This window comes from Marinobacterium maritimum (assembly GCF_039523155.1).
GTDB lineage: Bacteria > Pseudomonadota > Gammaproteobacteria > Pseudomonadales > Balneatricaceae > Marinobacterium > Marinobacterium maritimum.
Genome location: NZ_BAAAET010000005.1, coordinates 136,725 through 156,546 on the forward strand (window position 1 = coordinate 136,725; position 19,822 = coordinate 156,546).

The window sequence follows — 19,822 nt, forward strand, 5'->3', positions numbered from 1 at the left end:
CCCGAAGGTTAAGCTCTGGGCAGAAGCCAAGGCCTGGGATGGCGTGATGTACGGCGTTGAAGATTCCAACCTGATTGCGCTGGGCATGAATTACGATTTCTGACCAGGTTTTATAACCCACTCAACACCCATGCCCTACTTAACCCCTCCAGTGGGGTTTGGGGTTGAGCCGATATAACCATAACGCCATCAAATAGCTTCTGCCCCCAAAAAATAAACGTAACCGGCGCTTATATAGCCCGATAGTTCTATCTCAAGGGTGCTGCTTGGGAAATCTCCTCATGCCTATTGCTGCCCCTCATCAACACGCCGGGCTTGCACTACTCCATGCATTTCACCCCAGCCACACCCGACAATAAGATGTTGCAAAATAGCAACACAAAATTGACGGGTTAATGCATGACTGGTATAAAGCCAACACATGTCACTTTTGTCGTAAAAAATAATAATCATAGAGAGCTTTGCATGCATCACCCAAAGAATGCACACCGGGTTTACCTGAAGCTGACCAGCGGCAAATCAATGGATGGACACCTTTTTATGTACGATGCAGAGCGCATCACCGACCTGCTGAATGATGAACGCCTATTCATTCCCTTCTTCAACCGCCAGGAACGCAAGACACTGGTCATCAATAAGAGCCAGATCCAGTACATCTACAGTCTGGAAGAGCAGTAGCCAACAGGCATAAGGACGCCTGATACAGCGGCTTATAAAGACAGGGCTCCTCAGCATTTCAAGCGTGAAAAGATAATCCAGGTTGATCTCCTGCTTCCCTTCAACCGGCTCAGAACTGACAATGCAGAATCACATCAGCTGACCACTGGCCTTTTCCGCCAGAGTTCAGGTACCAAAGCCGTGCACCTCATAGCTTGACTGGCAGCAGTCGTAACTCCCTGGTCGTCAGCATGACAGACGCCCCTGACGGAATACTCAATTTCGGGGATCAGCCAGCCTGTCAACTATCTCAGGCATGTCCTGTTCAGACAGTTATCGAACCATCAGACGGCGTGTTTCGAATAGCGCGGCTCTCTCCCTGAGTAAGGCTATCAATCGGTATGGCTATAGGGAAGCATAACATCGGCTTCTGGTCAGCACTGGCTACCTCGGTTCAAGCACTTCCCGGATCGTCTACTGTTGTGGCGCCCCGAGGGTCAGGGTCGGAAACAGGGATTCACTCAGCACAGGTTTAATGTTCAGGCAGACATATCTCTCTAAGCCGTGCGGCCACGTAGGGTGAAGTCACCGTAACCAGCAAAACAACTGGCCAGAGGTTACCATCTTTAAACGTGTAGGCATCCAGGATGACGGACAAGGGCTTGCCCTGAGACCAGCCAAATGCGAATTCAAATACCAATGTCAGCAGTAGCCAGAAAAGACCAATTCCTGCCAATTTCGAACGCCGGTTGGCCTGCAGCCAGGGCAATGTGAAAAAGGTAATCACCAGGATCAGCACTGATAGCAGCATACCGCTCAGTATCAGACCGGCAGTAAGACCAAGCATCGGCATAAGCACTGACTCTCGCAGTATCCCGTTGGCCACTGCCACGACAAGGATGATCAGCCAGATACCCAGAGCTTTTAAGGCGGTCATAATGGATACTCCTTGGCATTGTTTATTTAGTGATAAAAAACTTTGTTGTACCCGCCCATATTACGAACTCATTTTCCGCTACCATAAATCGTCCTCAGTTAGCATGGCTTTGCTACCATGATCCCGACCTCCAATAGTGTAAACTTGTACAGCATATTGTAATTGAAAAGTTACAATTTACGCTGTCTTTAGTCACCATTTTCACCACCCTTTTACTACAATCTTATTTAAAAACAGTAGCTTTTTACTTTCTGCATGATTTTTGCGTGTTCACCCTCATGCAATGGCAGTAGCTGCCATTACTTCAAAATCAAGCGGTTGCAATGACCAAATTACCGTTTCAATAATCAAATCGGGAGAATATAAATGTTTATAAAGAACATATTAATGGGGATCACAACTTTATTTTTGAGTTTATCGTTAAATTTATACGCTCAAGAACAAGGTGGTGGTCACCATTATGTATTAAACCTGATTGGATCAGGAAACATGTATCCTTCTCTGGTTCCCGATATAGATGGTGACTCCATTGACGATGACGCCATATGCTTTGATGTTGAGTTAGTAAATGGAAAAAATCGCCAGATTGTTGGTACTGCCACTGACTGCCTCTCAAACATTGAACCCTCAGGCTCAGGCGTCAGGCTCGTCGGCACTACTTTCTTCCATATGCCTCAAGGAACCCTGATTACTCGCGGATATACATCCGTCAAACCCGTTGGCCATCCGACAACGACTCCTTCTGGACAGCCTGTAACCCATGTCACTGGGGCGTCCAGCGATCAAAACGCTATCCTCGGAGGAACCGGTGTCTTTGCCAACAGGGAAGGAACCGTCCGCTTGTCAGGCATGGTGGATATGACAAACTTTACTGGAGATGAAGGTACACCAATAGCATTTGATTGCCTCTTCATAATCGATCTTTATTAGAGGGCTTTCTATAAGCCAAAGCCTGGGATGGAGGGCTGTATGGAGTTGAAGACTCCAGCCTGATCGCACTGGGCATGAACTACGATTTCTGATCAGGCAAATTAAATAGCACAATGCCCCAGCCCTGTTTTCCCCCTTTGGCAGGGCTGGGGTGTTTCGATATGGAATCAACCGTCTCCAGCAGCGCCTGCTCGTGGAGCCTATATGGCAGCCTTCAGTGCAAGCAGGTTGGTCTGGTCAGCGATCTCGGAGATACTGCTGATAATATTGCCGATCAATCAGCAATAAATCTCACTCTGCCCCCGTTTTAACGGCTCCCATCATCATGATGAAAGCACCTGCAGGCGATTACTGTTGCAATTGCTTCTTCTGAAACTCGAGTGCGCAGGATCTGCACACACAGGCCTTGCGCCTTAGCTCATCGGGAATCTGTGACAGCAGTGCTTCGGGAAAGGCTATGGCCGGGTCATTGCACCAGCAAGTGTTCTCCACATCCTTCGTTGAAAGGTTCACACAAGAATTAGCCTGATTGCACAGAGGACACATCAGAGGGTCAATATTGTGATCGTTCAACATGCTACTCCAGTGAAACTTTATGCTGCATAGTGCTTTCGAACGACTTGCTTTGATCTTATTCTCCCAGACCTGCAGTTCCAGGCAAAGCATCTGCTGAAGTCGAGCGTTAAATCCACGTACTACCGGATCCGGATATTAAGGCGTCCTTCTGCCATGGCGGGAAGTTGGTAACGGGTGTTTTTAAGGATTCAAGTGGCGCGTCATGAGCCCGTTGGCTGCAGGTGGTTGTCGCCGAGACGTGCAACTATGCGCTGAATTTTGCTTTGCAGCGCTTCAGCAGTGAAGGGTTTGACCAAATACCCATTAACCCCGGCATAAGCGGCCCGAGTCATCTGCTCTCGTTTCGATTCTGCCGTGACCATCAGCACGGGAACGCTGGCCGTTTCGGGGTGAGTTCTCATATTGACCACCAGCTCCAGGCCATCCATCACCGGCATATGCCAATCGGTTACGACCAGATCAATATCCCCGCAACCGAGTCGCTCCAGTGCCTCCTGTCCATTACGTGCCTGGTGGATATATGAGAAGCCCAACTCTTCAAGCAGGCTGCTGATGATCCTGCGTGTAGTGGAGAAATCATCAACTACCAAAACCGTCATATGAGATTTCATTATTGCGCCTGACTGAGAACCGGAAGACCGCATTCTAACCAAATGCCCTACATGTCACAAATGTCGTTTTTTGATATTTGTCATATTTGCTAATGATATTTATAAACCACCCATTCATGGCCAAAGCCTGTGCTCAGACATAAAGCACAGACAGTTGGCATACCTTGAAGGAGATTGATCGACAGCGTTTGGGTAGTGAGGTGAAGGCGCCCGACCTGAGCCAGGTCCGACGAGTGCTCAGCGTGGAACCCTTGCCACCCCACCACGTTCACCGCAGGCAAAACCGCCAAAACAACATACGGGCTGCCTTGATCGCCGGCGCAATATGAATACCTTCAACAGCCCCGTCGCATAAACAGGCGGCTCTTGCTTAATGGACTCCGGCTTCTATCGGTACCCCTTCTGCCTGACGCCCCTTACGCTGTTCCTGCAACAGCACGATTAAGGTGGTGATCCCCATAAACGCAGCTGTGGCCCAGAACAGACTGGTATACCAGCCCTGGTCCAGCATGAAGCCGAACAGTATTGGCCCGACCACGCCTCCGAGGTTGAAACCGGTCGAGACAATGCCGAAAGTACGCCCCTCCGCCCCGGCCGGGGACGCCGCACGTACCAGCATGTCACGTGACGGGGCGACCATCCCGGCCAGAAAGCCGGTTACGCCCAGCACCAGCGCCAGCATCATCGGCGACAGCGGTACGGTCGCCACCAGCATCACCAGGCAAGCCGCCAAAGCGAAGGCGATTCCCGCCAGAGAACCATGACGTTCGGTCCGGTCGGCCAGTACACCACCGGCCAGCACGCCAAAGGCGGTCGCGAACAGGAACACCGTCAGCGCCCGGTTGGCGTGCGGCAATGACACGGCAAACCCTTCCACCAGAGCCGATACCGAGAACTGCTCGATCGAACCAGTACTCAGATTCAACATCATGAACAGCAGTGTCAGGATCGCCAAAGACGCCAACGGCGTGGCCAGCGGACGCTGATCGACGCGGGATGCGTCAGCAGCACTCTGGTCCGGCAGCGCCTGTCCCACTCCCGGCACCACCAAAGCAAATACCAGCAAGCCCGCAATGGCGGCAACCGCAAACGCCCAACGCGGCTCCAGCATCAATGCCACCCCAATCATCACCGGTGGCGCCAACGCACCGCCCAAAAAGCCCGAAAAGGTATGTACCGAGAACGCCTTCCCCATCCGTTCCGACGCCATCCCACGAGACAGCAACGAATAATCCGCAGGGTGATAAACACCATTGGCAAGACCAGCCAGTGCCATGGTCACGAGTAGACAGGTGTAGGTCGGTATGGCCGCCACCAATCCGAAGCTTAAGGACCCCAGCAGCAATGCAGCCAGCAGCATCCGCTTTGCGCCCACTCGATCAACCATAAAGCCGAGGGGGATCTGCACCACCGCCGTCACGATATTGAAAACGCCGATCGCAATACCCAGCTCGACAAAGCCGACCTGCATCACACCGGGCAACAGTGGCAACAACGCGGGGAGCGTCATGATATGCAGATGGCTGATCAGATGGGCCGCCGATACCTGCGCCAGCAGACCATTCCGGGTCACTTTCACCTTTACTCTCCTTACCGTTTCCTGCAGGGCCGTGGCGGGGATAGCCGGGTATCGCGGCACTCACCGTGCAACCCGGCCACTTTTATCTCAGGCATAGACCGGGTAGCGCTGGCACAACGACAGCACCTGCTCCCGCACCCGGGCAATGACGGCATCGCAGTCGGCGGATTCCAGTGCATCCAGTACATCACACAACCAGGCCGCCAGCTGCTCGCACTCTTCAACTCCGAAACCTCGGGTGGTCACTGCCGGAGTACCGATGCGAAGCCCCGAGGTAACAAAGGGCGAGCGCGGATCATTGGGCACCGAGTTCTTGTTGGTGGTAATCCAGGCTTCGCTCAAGGCTGCATCCGCCTCCTTGCCTGTGTAGCTGCGGCCGATCAGGTCTATCAGCATCATGTGGTTGTCTGTGCCGCCGGACACGATCTTGTATCCTCGCGCCTGAATAACGGCAGCCATTGCGCGAGCGTTGATCACAACCTGTTGTTGATAGGTTCTGAACTCGGGCGCCAACGCTTCCTTGAACGCCACCGCCTTGGCAGCTATCTGATGCATCAGCGGGCCGCCCTGCACACCCGGAAATACCGCCGAGTCCAGTCGTTTGTAGAACTCCTCATCCTGCCCCTTGGACAGAATCAGCCCGCCACGCGGTCCACGTAGCGTCTTGTGGGTGGTACTGGTGACCACATGGGCATGGGGCAAGGGGTCCGGGTATTCACCAGCCGCCACCAGACCGGCCACATGCGCCATATCGACCCAGAACAGGGCTCCCACCTTGTCGGCAATGGCGCGCATCCGGCCCCAGTCCTTGCGACGCGAATAGGCTGAAAAACCACCGATCAGCAATTTGGGGCGGGTTTCCAGGGCGATGCGCTCCATCTCGTCGTAGTCGATCAAACCGGTTTCGGGATCCAGGCCATAGGGCACGATCTTGTAATGACGTCCAGAGAAGTTTGACGGGTTACCGTGGGTCAGGTGACCACCTTGTGCCAGGTTCATCCCCATCACGGTATCGCCCGGCTGCACCAGCGCCAGAAAGACCGCTGCATTGGCCTGAGCCCCCGCGTGCGGCTGCACGTTAGCATAGTCACAGTTGAACAGCGCCTTGGCACGGTCAATGGCCAACTGCTCGGCCTGATCGACGTACTCGCAACCGCTGTAATATCGACGTCCCGGGTAGCCCTCGGCATATTTGTTGGTGAAAACGGTGTCTTGCACCGCCATCACCAGTGGGCTCGCATAGTTTTCGGAGGCGATCAGCTCGACATGGTCTTCCTGACGCTGGATTTCGCCCTGCAAAGCCTCAGCCAACAATGTATCAAAGCTATCCAAAGTGATCGAAGAATCGTACATTTTGCGGTAATTCCTTAACGATAAGTGGGTATGAATAAGAATGGGTAAACGTGCTGTTGCAGCCAGCCAACTATGCCGAAGGCCAGTAATGGCTGTCCGGAATAGCGCGAGCACCGAAAATGGCCTGGCCAACACGAACGACAGTAGCGCCTTCCTCTATGGCGATTTCAAAGTCGCCTGACATTCCCATCGACAAGTCATCCAATGTGACGCCAGCGGGTATCTCCTGACGCAAGCGGTCTCTAAGTTCGCGCAAAGATGCGAAGCAGGTGCGGACCCGAGGCACATCGGACGAAAACAGAGCGAGTGTCATCAACCCTCGGACGCGTAGAGCAGAAAAGTGAGGCATCTGCTGCAGGAAAGTCGCGACCTCGTCCGGTGCAAGACCGTACTTGCTGCTCTCGCCTGAGGTATTGACCTGTACGAAGACATCCAGCTCCCTCCCCTCTGCCTGAAGACGCCGGTCCAGTGCCTCCGCCAGTTTCAGGCTGTCCAGTGCCTGAAATTCACTGGCGAAACGTGCGACAAGCTTGGCCTTGTTGGTTTGCAGATGGCCGATCACCGACCATCGCAGCTCCGGCAGGTCGGACAGGTTGCCCCATTTCCGGTAGGCCTCCTGCACCTTGTTTTCGCCCAGCTGGCGACACCCCGCTTCATATGCCAGTCGCAGCTGGGGCTCGGAAAAGGTTTTACTGACCGGCAACAAACGCACTTCTTGAGGATCTCGTCCCACTCTGAGAGAGACATCAGCGATACGTTGCCGTACCTGCATCAGGTTACGACGAAAGTCATCAACACTGCCCGCCTGGGGGTAGCGACCGTGCTGCTCGTGCCCAGTAGAAGTGACAGAAGACTTAGGCAACGTGTTCATTGGGTGGCCTCTCCCGAGTATGCCACCAGCTCTGATGAGGCATCGCTCGTATCCTCGGGCTCATCGGTTTGACGGCGAGGCAAACGGCCATTGAGCACAAGGTAGGACCCCAGGCCAATCACTAATCCCCAAAAGGCACCTCCGATCCCCAACAGCGTGATATTCGCGGCGGATGCCAGGAAAGTGATCAGAGCCGCTTCCCGAGATTTGGGATCATCCATCGCACTGGCGAGGCTGCCGCCAATCGTTCCCAGCAGGGCCAAGCCCGCCAGAGTGCTGATGAAGGCCTGTGGGAACGCCATGAAGACAGCGGCAAGAGTGACGCCAAAGACACCCACGAGGATATAGAAAACACCTGCGGCGATCCCTGCGACCCAGCGCTTGGAAGGGTCATCGTGCGCTTCCTTGCCGGTACAGATTGCGGCCGTGATAGCAGCCACGTTGAAGGCATGCGATCCAAAGGGGGCCATAAGCAGGGAACCCAGACCCGTGATGGTCAGGATCGGGTTGGCGCTGGTTCTGAAGCCGTCATTACGCAACACAAGCATGCCAGGCATATACTGTCCGGTCAGCGTAATCAGGAACAAAGGCAAGGCAACACTTAACAGGGCGTTGAATGAGAACGACGGCATGGTAAAAATCGGCGCTGCGAGTTTCAGCTCCAGTGCCGACAGATCGACACGCTCTTGAACCAAAAGCAGAACAACACCCAAGAGCAGAATACCCACCACGGCATAGCGTGCCGTGAAACGCTTGAGTACTACATACGCCATGATCAGCATACCTGCCAACAGCGGATCAACGCTCATGCCACCAAAGGCGTCGATGCCAAACTGAAGCAAAATACCGGCCAGCAACCCGGCAGCAATGCCGGATGGAATCAGACGAATGACCTTTTCGAAATAGCCCGACAGGCCGAGTACAACAAAGGCTGCCGCCGATACCAGATAAGCACCAATGGCCTCTTCGTAAGGCGTTGTGGCCAGGGCCGCGACAAGGAAAGCGGCGGCAGGTGTCGACCAGGCCGTGATGATAGGCTCGCGAGAAATCCAGCTGAGTATGATCCCGGTTACACCTACGCCGATCGAAATGGACCAGACCCATGAAGTCGTCAACTCTGGACTCAGGCCTGCGACCTGTGCGGCCTGGAATACCAGGATGAAGGTTCCGCCATAATTAACGATAACCGAAATCAGGCCCGCTACGAACGGATGAACAAAGTCATTAAGCCTGGAAGATGAAGTTGAACTTGGACACGACATGATTGCGCGAGCCTCTTCTGACGATTTGAATCAAAACTTGAGGCAATCATTTATATCGTGAAAATGGATTGAAAAAATCATCCATTGTCATGGAAAGCACCAGACCATTCATAACTTTCAAGTCCGATACTTAGCCTGATAGGTATTTCTTTCTTCCAAAAAATAGAAAATTTAGATTATTCTATCCTTTCCTGAGGATATCAGAAAGGGCTTTAACTGACTTTTCAATTTCATAATTTGATAATGAAGAGTAACCAAGAATCCATCCCTCCATCCTGTTATTACCAGTATACAGCTGGCTGAGCCCTAATATGTCTATCCCATGACGTCTGGCTTTTTTAATTGTTTCCTCTTCTGACCAACCCGGTTTCAAAAAACAAGGTATTTGCAACCCTCCTTCAGGTCTCAGCACATCAATAACGCTACTCAAGCGTCTTTCCAATGACTCGATCATGACGTGGCGACGTTCAGCATATAGCTTACGCATGGATCGTATGTGTGTATTGTAATAACCATCTTCCATGAAACGAGCCAGTGTTAATTGAGGTATTTGTGGTGTATATCCATCCATGATATTCCGAGCATTTATAAAAGAGTCGACTAGCTGACGAGGCAGGACCATATAACCTAGCCTTAGCCCCGGAAATAACGTTTTACTGAAGGTCCCCAAGTATATTGTTCTGTCATTATTATCCAGGCCTTGTACACAAGCTGTCGGTAATCCATCATAGTGGAATTCACTATCATAATCATCTTCAACTATCCATTTCCCGTTCCTGGCAGCCCATTCTATAAGCTCAAACCTGCGCTCCAATGATAGCGTGACACCTGTTGGATATTGATGCGAAGGAGTGACATAGACGAAACCCGCATCACTCTTGTCATTCTGGAGAATATCGGTTCTCAAACCATTTTCGTCTACTTCAACCGGAATCAAAGGAGCACCATTTGCTTCAAAAACCTTTTTCGCTCCATAATAGCTTGGATCTTCAATTAGAATAGGCTTATTGGTATCAGAAAAGAGTTGTGCACATAAAAAAAGAGATTGTCTCGTACTACTTAACACAAGGATTTGGTCAGGGTTTACATTAGCACCACGCTCCAGGTTCAAGTAGGTAGCTATAGCTTTCCTTAGAGGCTCAGCGCCTTGTGGGTCGCCATGTAACAGGGCTTTCTCTCCATGCTCCCTTGTGACTTGGCGCTGTAGTTTCTCCCAGGTTGCCATCGGAAATGTACGGGTTTCCGGCAGGCCTGTTGCAAAAGCTTTTGCTGCTCTTGTGTCCGCCACACAACCTGTTCTTCTATAGTTCTCGCCTCGATGGCTCAAGCCGAGGTCTATGTTTGAATCTTTTTGCCCGCCTTCGCCAGACCATGTCCGTTTGCCTTTCTTCCCTCTTACTGCTCTCCCCAAACTTTCAGAGACGTAGCTCCCAGACCCTACCCTCCGCTCGATGAAACCATCACGGTGCAATTGGACATAAGCGTTTTCAACTGTATCCCTTGCTATTCCCAATGACTGAGACAGCTTCCGGGTAGCGGGTAACCTCATACCAGGCGCCAATGTTCCCTCAAGGATAAGGGAGCAAAGTGATCGTTGGATTCTCTGGTGTAAATCCAAGGGCTTCAAAGCAGAGCTATTAATCAAAATTCTGAGGGTTTCAAGCTCGAATGTTTTTCCCATTTGGTCTTCCTTGAACACTACAATTGGTACGACTGCGTTATCAATACTAACTTTATACTTATCGGCTGTCACTATACGCCTGAACTGAAAAGCAGCATAAATCCTCATTCTCCAACAGAGCCTAAAAACGTGATTAGATCCCATAATTTTAGTGCAGGTCCATCAGCCTTACCTATTGAAGTACTCGAAAAAGTCCACCAAGAGTTATTCGACTTTGCCGGGACTGGCTCATCTATAATGGAAATCAGTCATCGATCTGTTCTTTTTAAGAATCTTTTTGAGAAGATCGAATCTGATATAAGAGATATTCTGGACATACCTGAAAATTACAAAGTTCTTTTTTTGCAGGGCGGTGCAACCTTGCAGTTTTCTCAAGTACCCATGAATCTGCTAAACGGCAAGAAAAAGGCGGACTATATACATACCGGACTCTGGTCAGGAAAAGCGATCCGTTCTGCTTCCAGATTTTGCGATACCCATATCGTTGCCAGTAATGAAATGACCGGTTTCAACCACATACCTCTCCAGGAAGAGTTGAACCTGAGTAGTGATGCAGCTTATTTACACTACACGGAAAACGAAACGGTTCAGGGAGTTCAATTCAATTACACACCGAACTCATCAGTTCCCCTGGTTTGTGATGCTTCTTCCAGCCTTTTATCAAAACCAATTGAATTGAATAAACATGGTCTTGTCTATGCGAGCGCACAAAAGAATATAGGCATATCCGGAGTTACAATTGTCATCATAAATGAAGACCTATTCAATATGGCACCTAATTCTACGCCAGAAATATTGAACTATACCAGCCTTGCGAAAGCAAACTCCCTGATCAATACGCCTGCGACCTTCCCGCTATATATCACAGGACTGATGCTTGATTGGTTGATTTCGCAAGGAGGAATCGCAGAGGTACATCACAGGAACAAACAAAAAGCCGGATTGTTATATGACACCATCAGCTCAAGTGGTGGATTCTATAAAAACAATGTTATAGACTAATTTCGCTCAATCAGTAATATCCCATTCTCGACTGTATGCTCCGACATGGACCATAATTTCATTAAAACCGCAGAAGAGAACGGATTCAAGGGACTCAAGGGACATTCATCAACGGGAGGACTAAGAGCAAGTATATATAATTCAATATCCATATCTGAAGTACGTGACCTGGCCGAATTCATGAATTACTTCATGACTAAAAATGGATAAATATTATTCTAATATATGATGAATAACATTTAATTCGACCATCTGTTATATGAATAGATAAATATCGGATATCAGGAAAATCATGAACAGTAAACACTCATATCTCATGGATGCTTATTCACGTCAGGAAATATCCTTCGCTTCTGGTTCAGGCATTCGACTGTGGGACAATGACGGTGTCGAATATATAGACGCCATTTCTGGTGTCGCTGTAACCAGCCTGGGCCATTCTCACCCCGAAATCGCCTCGGCTATTGCTGAGCAGGCCTCTCAGTTGATGCACACTTCCAACCTATTCAAAATAGACTGGCAAGAGAGATTAGGTGAAAAGCTTTGCTCAATATCAGGAATGGAACGCGCCTTCTTTTGCAATTCGGGTGCCGAAGCGAATGAAGCCGCCTTGAAGTTGGCCCGCCTGCACGCCAACGCTAACAATGTTTCTGATCCTGTTGTGGTTGTAATGGAAGGCAGCTTCCATGGCCGTACACTGGCAACGCTATCGGCAACAGGCAATCCTGCTGTGCATTGTGGGTTCTCCCCCCTGGTCCCCGGTTTCATGCATATACCATTCAATGACATTGAATCCATACATCGACTGGCTGATCAAGTCCCCAATATAGTTGCTGTACTCGTTGAACCCGTACAGGGAGAAGGGGGAGTTAATGCTGCATCCCAAGAATTCATGCAGACTATCCAGCACCTGTGTCATGAAAAGAATTGGCTCTTCATGGTTGATGAAGTCCAAACAGGCATGGGTCGTACCGGTGCCTGGTTTGGTCATCAAAATGTGGATGTCAAACCTGATGTCATCACGCTCGCAAAAGCCCTCGGCAATGGCTTTCCAATCGGCTCATGCCTTGCACGTGGTCGTGCCGCAAAGTTGATATCGCCCGGGAAACATGCCTCTACATTTGGCGGGAACCCCCTCGCATGCCGTGTTGGGTGTAGCGTCGTTGATATTATGGAACGCGATAAGATTCCTGCTAATGCATTAATCCAAGGCAAGCGATTGCTTCAAGGCTTGAAGACTGAACTGGGGGACCACTCTGAGGTTCTTGCAATTCGGGGAGAGGGACTGATGATAGGAATAGAGCTTTCCAATCCTTGTGAAAGCCTGGTTCAACGGGCTTTGGTAGAGCACAGGATTCTTATAAACGTTACGCGTAAAAATATTATCAGACTATTGCCTCCTCTTATTTGTAACGAAAACGAGACCGATGAAATCGTAGCGCGTGTTTCTGATCTTGTTCGAAAGACAAGTAGTCATTAAGGGCTCCCAAATAGGTCAGCACGAATTCAACTCCCTTTCCATATCGGATCATAAACAAAAAAAAGGAGGTGCCATCACGGCACCTCCTCTTGCGATCCCCATTATGGGACGGGGTTCGGCCTGTGGTCAGCCCCTTCAGAGCTCGACGTTGTGGTACACCTGCTGTACGTCGTCCAGATCGTTCAGGATCGCCAGAAACTTATCGAACAGTGCCACATCGTCGCCACTGAGGGTGGTGTAGCTCTGCGGGATGAACTGGATCTCATCCACGTCGAAATCGATTTCGCCGAAGCGTTCGATCAGGGCGGTCTTGGCCTTGAAGTATTCAGTGTTGGGGGCGAAGACGGTAATTTTACCGTCTTCAAGTTCGATATCGGTGACGTCAACATCCCCTTCCATCAGCGCTTCAAGCACGGCTTCTTCATCATCACCGGCAAAGACGAAGATGGCGCAGTGATCGAACATGTGGCTGACGCTGCCCTGAGTACCGATCTTGCACTTGGTCTTGGTGAACGCCTGACGCACGTCGCCGAAGGTGCGGTTGGGGTTATCGGTCAGACATTCGATGATCGCCATACTGCCGCCGGGGCCGTAACCTTCGTAACGCGCCGGAGAGTAGTCTTCGCCGCCACCACCCTTGGCCTTGTCGAGCGCCTTGTCGATAACGTGCCCTGGAACCTGATCCTTTTTCGCGCGATCGATCAGGCCGCGCAGCGCCAGGTTGCCATCGGGGTCGACCCCGCCCGACTTGGCCGTGACATAGATTTCGCGCCCGTAACGGCTATAGAGCTTGGCTTTCATGTCCGAGGTCTTGGCCATCGACTCTTTGCGGTTCTGATACGCTCTGCCCATGGGGTGATTACTCCGATAGTGATCTTAAAGGTGGCGATTTTACTGCGATACGTCCGGGCTGGGTACTGTGCATTTCAGATGTTTTGTGACTTCCACGTAGGAGGTCACACCCGACCCGATGGCAAGAGATTGGCGTTGGCCAAATACTCATTCCCGAATTTGGCCGTGCCAGCAGGCGAAATGTCACAAGATAATCAAGTTAGCAACCCGCTTCCATTGGTTTTAATGCCCCACCACACTTGACCCGAGAGACCCTAATAATGACTGTAAGGATCTCGCGCACCTCCTAGGATGGGTAACCAAACTATAGAAGGTGTCTACTGCTCGCGGGTAACTCGGGAACATAACGCGCGTATAAGGGGCAACAAAATAGTAGCAATTAGTTTAAAATTCACGAAGCACCAAACTAAATCGCCGCATAGTTTTGCTTCCCCAGCGAGCCTGCGAGCCTGCGAGCGGCTTGATGCCTTGTTAAATGGAGTTCAATCTGCTCTAAGCCACTCGACTAACTCTCGGATACCATCGAAATCCGGGCAAACTTGCTGCAAGCTAACTTCATCAACGCTATTTTTAAAAGCAGCCCAAGATTTCTCATCTTTACTGCCTGTCCCAATATGGGCTTCGATTGCTCCTTTTTTCCAAAGCCAAATATTCTGAAGCTTCATTTTGTTATGTAATGAATCAATTAATGGCTGAGCATCCTGTTCGTTAGCGAGAATTTCAAAAGCTTCAGAAGCTTTTACGATTCCGTTTCTTGGAAGGTTGTTTCCATTTATCGTGACTCTTCCTTCCTGTGATAGTCGAACGAAGATATTTTTAATCCCCACAATATCACCGTCATCCCTATCAATGAAACCATGCGAGATTGCACCATTTAAACCGTAGTCGAGATCAGCTATTGCCTTAGCAGGCAAATCCATTGCTTCAAGAATTTGTAGTGATTTTTTCGTGTCATTAACACCACTCTGAGCAACTAGAGCATGTTTATCTTGTCCCATTGTTTTATCTGATACTTTTTTGAATATATACGGCAATAAGCGTAACTCAGTCTTTCCTTCCGTCAACACCACATTTTCAGCAAATAGAACCTGTGTGGAGTGTGACAAGGAAAATAGCTGCTCCATCTGGTGTATGGAGTTTGGGACAACACTCTGAATGGCATCAGATAAGCGCTCTCTTGCATAAGTGCCAATGCCTGGTGACTTTCTGATTAGAAGGGCGTTTTTCGCATGTTCAGCAGTAACCATTTGTGCTGAATGTGTAGAGATCAAAACTTGGTAACCATTTTTAGAAAGCTGCAAAAGAGCCTCTCGAACTTGTTCAATTGCAAATGGATGAAGATAAAGCTCCGGTTCATCTATTAACAGAAGAGTATTTGTTAACTGTTCATTACTTGAGCGCTTTATTTCTGCTAAATATTGAACGAGAGCCATCTGAATCGAACGTTGAGCTCCATGCCCATAAGAGGAAAAATCTCGACCACATTGCGCATCCTCATAAACTTTTATAGTTCCACCTTTGATAAGATCTTCAAAGGATGGAGTTTCAAAATGAAGCTTAACGCTCATACCAGGGAAAAGATTAGCAACTTTCTCATTAACCCTGCTGTCTATTGAATCAAGCTCATCAAAACGCATATTACCGTCAGATGAGATACGGCTTTTTACCTGAAGTAAATGCTGATTAAGCTCTTGCTCATGAGCTACCTTTACAGGCTCAATAAACTGAGAAAGAAGCTTACCAATAGTTGTAGATGTTTTAGCCTTAGACGCATCCTCTGCTGCATTTTCCATGGCTCCAATTCTTATTGGCTCAGGTAATAAAATGCTGACAGCATTGTCAATGCCCGTAGGGTTCAAAACCCAATCCTGTTGAGTTTCATCCCATACGGAAAGTTTAATTTCAGCTACTTTAGCATTTGGTAGTGACTGTGTTCTTTTGATTTTTATAGTTTCACTATTTATATAAGGAGCAATTGACCTTTGCTGTCTGTCAGGCATTTGATCGATAATTTCTTGGGTTACACCTTCGATCACCGCACTTACTTCAACAGGCTTTGAGCTATCATAAAAGTCTCCATCTGAAAGACTGCTTTTACGTAAGAGCCACTGAATTGCTGAAAGGCAATTTGATTTACCAGCATTATTGTAGCCAACAAAAGGAGTATAACTACAAAGCTTTAGTGTTGTTCCATTGCAAGACTTGTAGTTCTTTATCTCTACTTCAGAAAGTATGTGACTCACAGCAGTTCCTTGTTTTACTTGATGGTTATTGATGCCATTCAACGCTTTTTTAAGGCTCGCGAGGTACAAACGTCGCACTCTACGCGTTTGTTATGCATTTTCAAGTAGCCACTTTGCTTTATGATAAGCCTCTGAATTTTCCAAGAAATGGCGGCAGAAACTTGAATATTTCTCTCTAGATGAAGTTAATGTTTCAATTGTCTCAACTGCTTCTCTTAGTTTTTTAACTCTATTCACTTTTTTTCTTTCTGTATCTGCATTTTTAAGTTCTTCGATTGCTTCCTCTATTGCTCTAGAAAATATTCGTAAAGAAACCAATATTTCGGCTCTTGGTTTCCAAAGCCTTACTGTATTTAACCCACATACTTCAATAGTTTTATCAGCGGTTTCTTTCAGGGGTGATTCTACTGCCTTAATTACTATATCTTCAAAATAAAAAACATATTTTGGGTCTATATCATAAGGATTTATAATGGGTTCAGCCCCTGTATCGTGGCTGTCCTTCGAGCCATTACATTTCCTACACGCCGGTAAAAAATTAACCCAATCAAATGTAAGGTCTGGATATATTGATTTTGGTTTAAAGTGCTCAATTTCAAAGTTACCACCTTCGCTAGGTATACATTCACAGAATGCGCACTTCCCAAACGAACTTTTTATCAAAGCACTTCTGACGGAATCATTTCTATAGTGTGATATTAGTTTTTGCTTTTCTTTTTCTGGTATTTTCTTATACGAACCATAGTTAGCTATGGCGGCCTTAAGAGCACCAAGCCATGTCGCCTTATTGTCGATCATGTACTGTGGCTCTGGCTCTCTATTCAATTTAATCATTCTGCAAGGCCACCATTGAAGCTAAGCGAGTCTTTAAGACTGTTACTATTGAGTCGCTTGGATGGCAAACCTCAGAAAGTTTTACAATGGCACTTTTTAACCCTTGCACTGAGTTTTCATCTATTTTCTGCAATGCGGTAGCTACGAGTTCTCCATATAACTTATTATCCAAACTCTTAACCCCCATTATTTCAGATAGTATTTGATCTGTATTCCAACCTGAATACATGTACTCCGAAGGTTTTAAGTCATAATAGTTGTTACCATTTTCAGGCATTACAATAACTTCATTCTCTCTTGCAGAAGATAGAAGGTGAGGAGAATGTGTAGTTACGATGAACTGGATTAACGGGAAAATTTTTTCAAGACTATCTCGGATAGTAAATTGCCATTCAGGGTGAAGATGAAGATCAAGCTCATCAATCAAAACTGTTCCTGAAGCTTTTTGAACGATTCGGTCACCATCCACTCTGCTGCCCTCAATCCACTCAAAGACATTAGCAATAATTGATAGAACAGCTTGGAATCCTGAAGACAACTCTTCTAAGTAGCACTCGTTTCCATAAATTGAAAAAACTGGTTCTAAATCCTTACCAATACGAACAAACGTAAATTCACTTTCAAAAGGACCAATACTAGGAAGACATTCAACCAAATGCTCCCAGTTTTCCTTTTCTTCAACAGCCCAGTCTTTATCTATCATAAAATATCGATTGACTAACCACTGCTTTATATCTGAGTTCCAATCTCCATATAATGACTTGGTGCTATTAGAAGTGTATGTGGATATTTTTTGTTCTAGAGTTTGCTCTCTAGACATTCCTGAAATCTGTTTATATTTTATGCTTCTGTTCGCGCCAATAAATAGTGGGCAAAATGACTTAAGTTTGGTATTTGCATCAACAACACTCAAAGATTCTCTATTTTTTTCCTCAGTTGGCACATTCCATTGGCGTCCAGTTGACTGGCGATATCCCCCTGCCGTTACAGAGTTTGGCCCTAACCCTACTCTATAAAACTGGTTGTTATCATTTAGATCTGTCCAGAATTCTGATTCTTCTTCAAATCTAGAGTAAGCAAAGTTTCCATGATGAAAGCAATGAGAGATGCAAGCAAGAATAGATGTTTTCCCACACCCATTAGGACCAGCCAAGAAATTAAAGCCTTTATTAAAAGAAACATTAATTTCACTGAATTTTCTAACATGTTTTACATGCAGTTTTTCTATATAAGAAATATTCAAAAAAACTCCTTTTATATCTTATGAAAAACAGTATTTTTATGAGGCTTTCGACCTCATAAAAATCATTATCGGGTATACCTTTAATCCTTATATAAACCCTTACCTATTGATTTCTATAGCAGACCAAAAGACAAAAAGGTATATCCCCGCCAAAGCTCCCGACTCGCCGGGTATCGCCAAATGCGACGCACGACAAGGAACAGGCCCAAAAAGGCTTGGTGAATAAATCGAGAAACTATAGAACTGCTGTAACCATCCCTGCCATCGACCCATCCCCTTTTCCCTGTCATTGCGGCCGCCGACTTCCTGCTGGCGGATTATTAGACTTTACCAATATGTAGTCGTAAGGCAACACCCAAAAAGACTAATGCAGCTTTGCCCTGCTCTGATCCACTGCGTCCAAACGAAAAAAAGGCCACCAATCGGTGGCCTCAAAGGCAGAGATGTGCAAGTTAAGGCGTATCAGAGCAGCTCGACTGCAACGGCTGTCGCTTCGCCACCACCGATACAGAGGGATGCAACCCCTTTCTTCAGGCCGCGCTGCTTAAGGGCGTTGAGCAGCGTGACGAGAATGCGTGAGCCGGAGGAACCGATCGGGTGTCCCAGGGCACAGGCGCCGCCGTAGACATTGACCTTGTCGGCATCCAGGCCCATTTCGTTGATCGCCAGCAGGGAGACTACGGCGAAGGCTTCGTTGATCTCGTACAGATCCACGTCGTCCTTGCTCCAGCCCGCCTTGTCCAGCACCTTCTGGATGGCGCCGATCGGGGCGATGGTGAATTCAGCCGGCAACTGGGCGTGGGTGGAGTGCGCCACGATACGCGCCAGCGGCTTGACGCCGCGCTTGTCGGCTTCGGCCTGAGTGGCCAGTACCAGTGCAGAACCACCGTCACTGATGGAACTGGAGTTGGCCGCAGTAACAGTACCGTCCTTCTTGAATGCCGGCTTCAGCTGCGGGATCTTGTCCGGACGGGCGTTGCCCGGCTGTTCGTCGGTATCGACAACGGTGTCGCCCTTGCGGCCCTGGATGGTGACCGGTGCGATCTCGTCCTTGAACCAGCCGTTTTCGATGGCGGCAACGGCCTTGCTCAGGGAGCCGATAGCGAAGTTGTCCATCGCTTCACGGGTGATGTTGTACTCGTCAGCGGACCGCTGAGCGAATACGCCCATCAGGCCGCCTTCGTAGGCGTCTTCCAGGCCGTCGAAGAACATGGAATCGATCACCTGGCCGTGGCCCATGCGCATGCCGGCACGGGCTTTCGGCAGCATGTAAGGCGCCTGGCTCATGTTTTCCATGCCGCCGGCGATCATGATGTCAGCGCTGCCTGCCTTGATCTGGTCGTGGGCCAGCATTACGGCCTTCATGCCGGAACCGCACATCTTGTTGATGGTGGTCGCGCCAGCCGCATCCGGGATGCCTGCCTTGCGAGAAGCCTGACGGGCCGGGGCCTGGCCCAGTGCGCCGGGCAGTACGCAGCCCATGATCACTTCGTCGATATCGCTCGGCTGCAGGCCGGCACGCTCGATGGCCGCTTCGATCGCGACGGCACCCAGGTCCGGTGAGCGCACGTCGCTCAGGGAACCCATCATGCCGCCCATGGGAGTACGGGCCGCGCCCAGAATCACAATGCTGTTGTCTGACATCTTCTTGCTCCTGATAATTCGCTTTTATTCTGTCGCTTTATTCGATGCTGCTGTCTGTTCAGCGCTG

17 protein-coding genes are annotated in these 19,822 nt (G+C 48.9%); 4 read left to right on the plus strand and 13 right to left on the minus strand.

Translation table 11 applies throughout. From position 1 onward, the window contains the following. The first annotated feature begins 465 nt into the window (after positions 1-465). Positions 466-678 (plus strand): DUF6812 domain-containing protein, encoded by a 213-nt coding sequence (locus ABD013_RS16245; RefSeq protein ID WP_343808355.1) that lies wholly within the window; start codon positions 466-468, stop codon positions 676-678. A gap of 511 nt (positions 679-1,189) precedes the next feature. Here the strand turns inward: ABD013_RS16245 and ABD013_RS16250 are convergent. After that, the gene (locus ABD013_RS16250) at positions 1,190-1,594 is read right to left on the minus strand and encodes a hypothetical protein (RefSeq protein WP_343808358.1); all 405 of its coding nucleotides are present in this window, start codon (positions 1,592-1,594) and stop codon (positions 1,190-1,192) included. Between the two features lie 366 nt (positions 1,595-1,960). Between ABD013_RS16250 and ABD013_RS16255 the strand changes: the two genes are divergently transcribed. Then, on the plus strand, positions 1,961-2,524 hold the full coding sequence (locus ABD013_RS16255; RefSeq protein ID WP_343808361.1) for a hypothetical protein: 564 nt from the start codon (positions 1,961-1,963) through the stop codon (positions 2,522-2,524). Between the two features lie 348 nt (positions 2,525-2,872). On the opposite strand, the gene ABD013_RS16260 is transcribed toward ABD013_RS16255, so the two are convergent. The 7 genes from ABD013_RS16260 to pdxR form a co-directional block, all read right to left on the minus strand. Beyond that, positions 2,873-3,190 carry a cysteine-rich CWC family protein gene (locus ABD013_RS16260; RefSeq protein WP_343808364.1) on the minus strand — a complete coding sequence of 106 codons (318 nt, stop codon included), beginning with the start codon at positions 3,188-3,190 and terminating at the stop codon, positions 2,873-2,875. 110 nt (positions 3,191-3,300) lie between these two features. After that, complete coding sequence (locus tag ABD013_RS16265) at positions 3,301-3,699, minus strand: response regulator (protein WP_343808367.1); 399 nt, start codon at positions 3,697-3,699, stop codon at positions 3,301-3,303. Between the two features lie 382 nt (positions 3,700-4,081). Further along, positions 4,082-5,290, minus strand: coding sequence for an MFS transporter (locus tag ABD013_RS16270; protein ID WP_343808370.1), 1,209 nt, complete (start codon positions 5,288-5,290; stop codon positions 4,082-4,084). An 87-nt stretch (positions 5,291-5,377) separates the two neighbouring features. Then, complete coding sequence (gene glyA / locus ABD013_RS16275; RefSeq protein ID WP_343808373.1) at positions 5,378-6,643, minus strand: serine hydroxymethyltransferase; 1,266 nt, start codon at positions 6,641-6,643, stop codon at positions 5,378-5,380. A gap of 70 nt (positions 6,644-6,713) precedes the next feature. Continuing rightward, the gene (locus tag ABD013_RS16280; RefSeq protein WP_343808376.1) at positions 6,714-7,514 is read right to left on the minus strand and encodes a YggS family pyridoxal phosphate-dependent enzyme; all 801 of its coding nucleotides are present in this window, start codon (positions 7,512-7,514) and stop codon (positions 6,714-6,716) included. Next, the gene (locus ABD013_RS16285) at positions 7,511-8,776 is read right to left on the minus strand and encodes a benzoate/H(+) symporter BenE family transporter (protein WP_343808379.1); all 1,266 of its coding nucleotides are present in this window, start codon (positions 8,774-8,776) and stop codon (positions 7,511-7,513) included. Before ABD013_RS16285 ends, ABD013_RS16280 begins: the two co-directional genes overlap by 4 nt. A 181-nt stretch (positions 8,777-8,957) precedes the next feature. Next, entirely contained in the window at positions 8,958-10,457 is a 1,500-nt protein-coding gene (pdxR, locus tag ABD013_RS16290) for a MocR-like pyridoxine biosynthesis transcription factor PdxR (protein WP_343808382.1), read from the minus strand. A gap of 129 nt (positions 10,458-10,586) precedes the next feature. On the opposite strand from pdxR, the gene serC reads away from it, so the two are divergent. Both serC and ABD013_RS16300 read left to right on the plus strand, forming a co-directional pair. Further along, positions 10,587-11,459 (plus strand): 3-phosphoserine/phosphohydroxythreonine transaminase, encoded by an 873-nt coding sequence (gene serC, locus ABD013_RS16295; RefSeq protein WP_343808385.1) that lies wholly within the window; start codon positions 10,587-10,589, stop codon positions 11,457-11,459. Between the two features lie 292 nt (positions 11,460-11,751). Further along, a complete protein-coding gene (locus tag ABD013_RS16300) occupies positions 11,752-12,939 on the plus strand; it encodes an aspartate aminotransferase family protein (protein WP_343808388.1) in 1,188 nt (395 codons plus the stop codon). Positions 12,940-13,074: 135 nt separating this feature from the next. On the opposite strand, the gene ABD013_RS16305 is transcribed toward ABD013_RS16300, so the two are convergent. The 5 genes from ABD013_RS16305 to ABD013_RS16325 all read right to left on the minus strand — a co-directional run bounded on the left by ABD013_RS16305 (position 13,075) and on the right by ABD013_RS16325 (position 19,755). After that, positions 13,075-13,791, minus strand: a complete 717-nt coding sequence (locus tag ABD013_RS16305) for a YebC/PmpR family DNA-binding transcriptional regulator (RefSeq protein WP_343808391.1) — start codon at positions 13,789-13,791, stop codon at positions 13,075-13,077. A 482-nt stretch (positions 13,792-14,273) separates the two neighbouring features. Next, positions 14,274-16,034, minus strand: a complete 1,761-nt coding sequence (locus ABD013_RS16310; RefSeq protein WP_343808394.1) for an ATP-dependent nuclease — start codon at positions 16,032-16,034, stop codon at positions 14,274-14,276. 90 nt (positions 16,035-16,124) lie between these two features. Beyond that, complete coding sequence (locus ABD013_RS16315) at positions 16,125-16,832, minus strand: HNH endonuclease family protein (protein WP_343808397.1); 708 nt, start codon at positions 16,830-16,832, stop codon at positions 16,125-16,127. Between the two features lie 28 nt (positions 16,833-16,860). Beyond that, complete coding sequence (locus tag ABD013_RS16320; RefSeq protein ID WP_343808400.1) at positions 16,861-18,111, minus strand: AAA family ATPase; 1,251 nt, start codon at positions 18,109-18,111, stop codon at positions 16,861-16,863. A 462-nt stretch (positions 18,112-18,573) separates the two neighbouring features. Further along, on the minus strand, positions 18,574-19,755 hold the full coding sequence (locus ABD013_RS16325; RefSeq protein WP_181739573.1) for a thiolase family protein: 1,182 nt from the start codon (positions 19,753-19,755) through the stop codon (positions 18,574-18,576). Positions 19,756-19,822 lie beyond the last annotated feature (67 nt).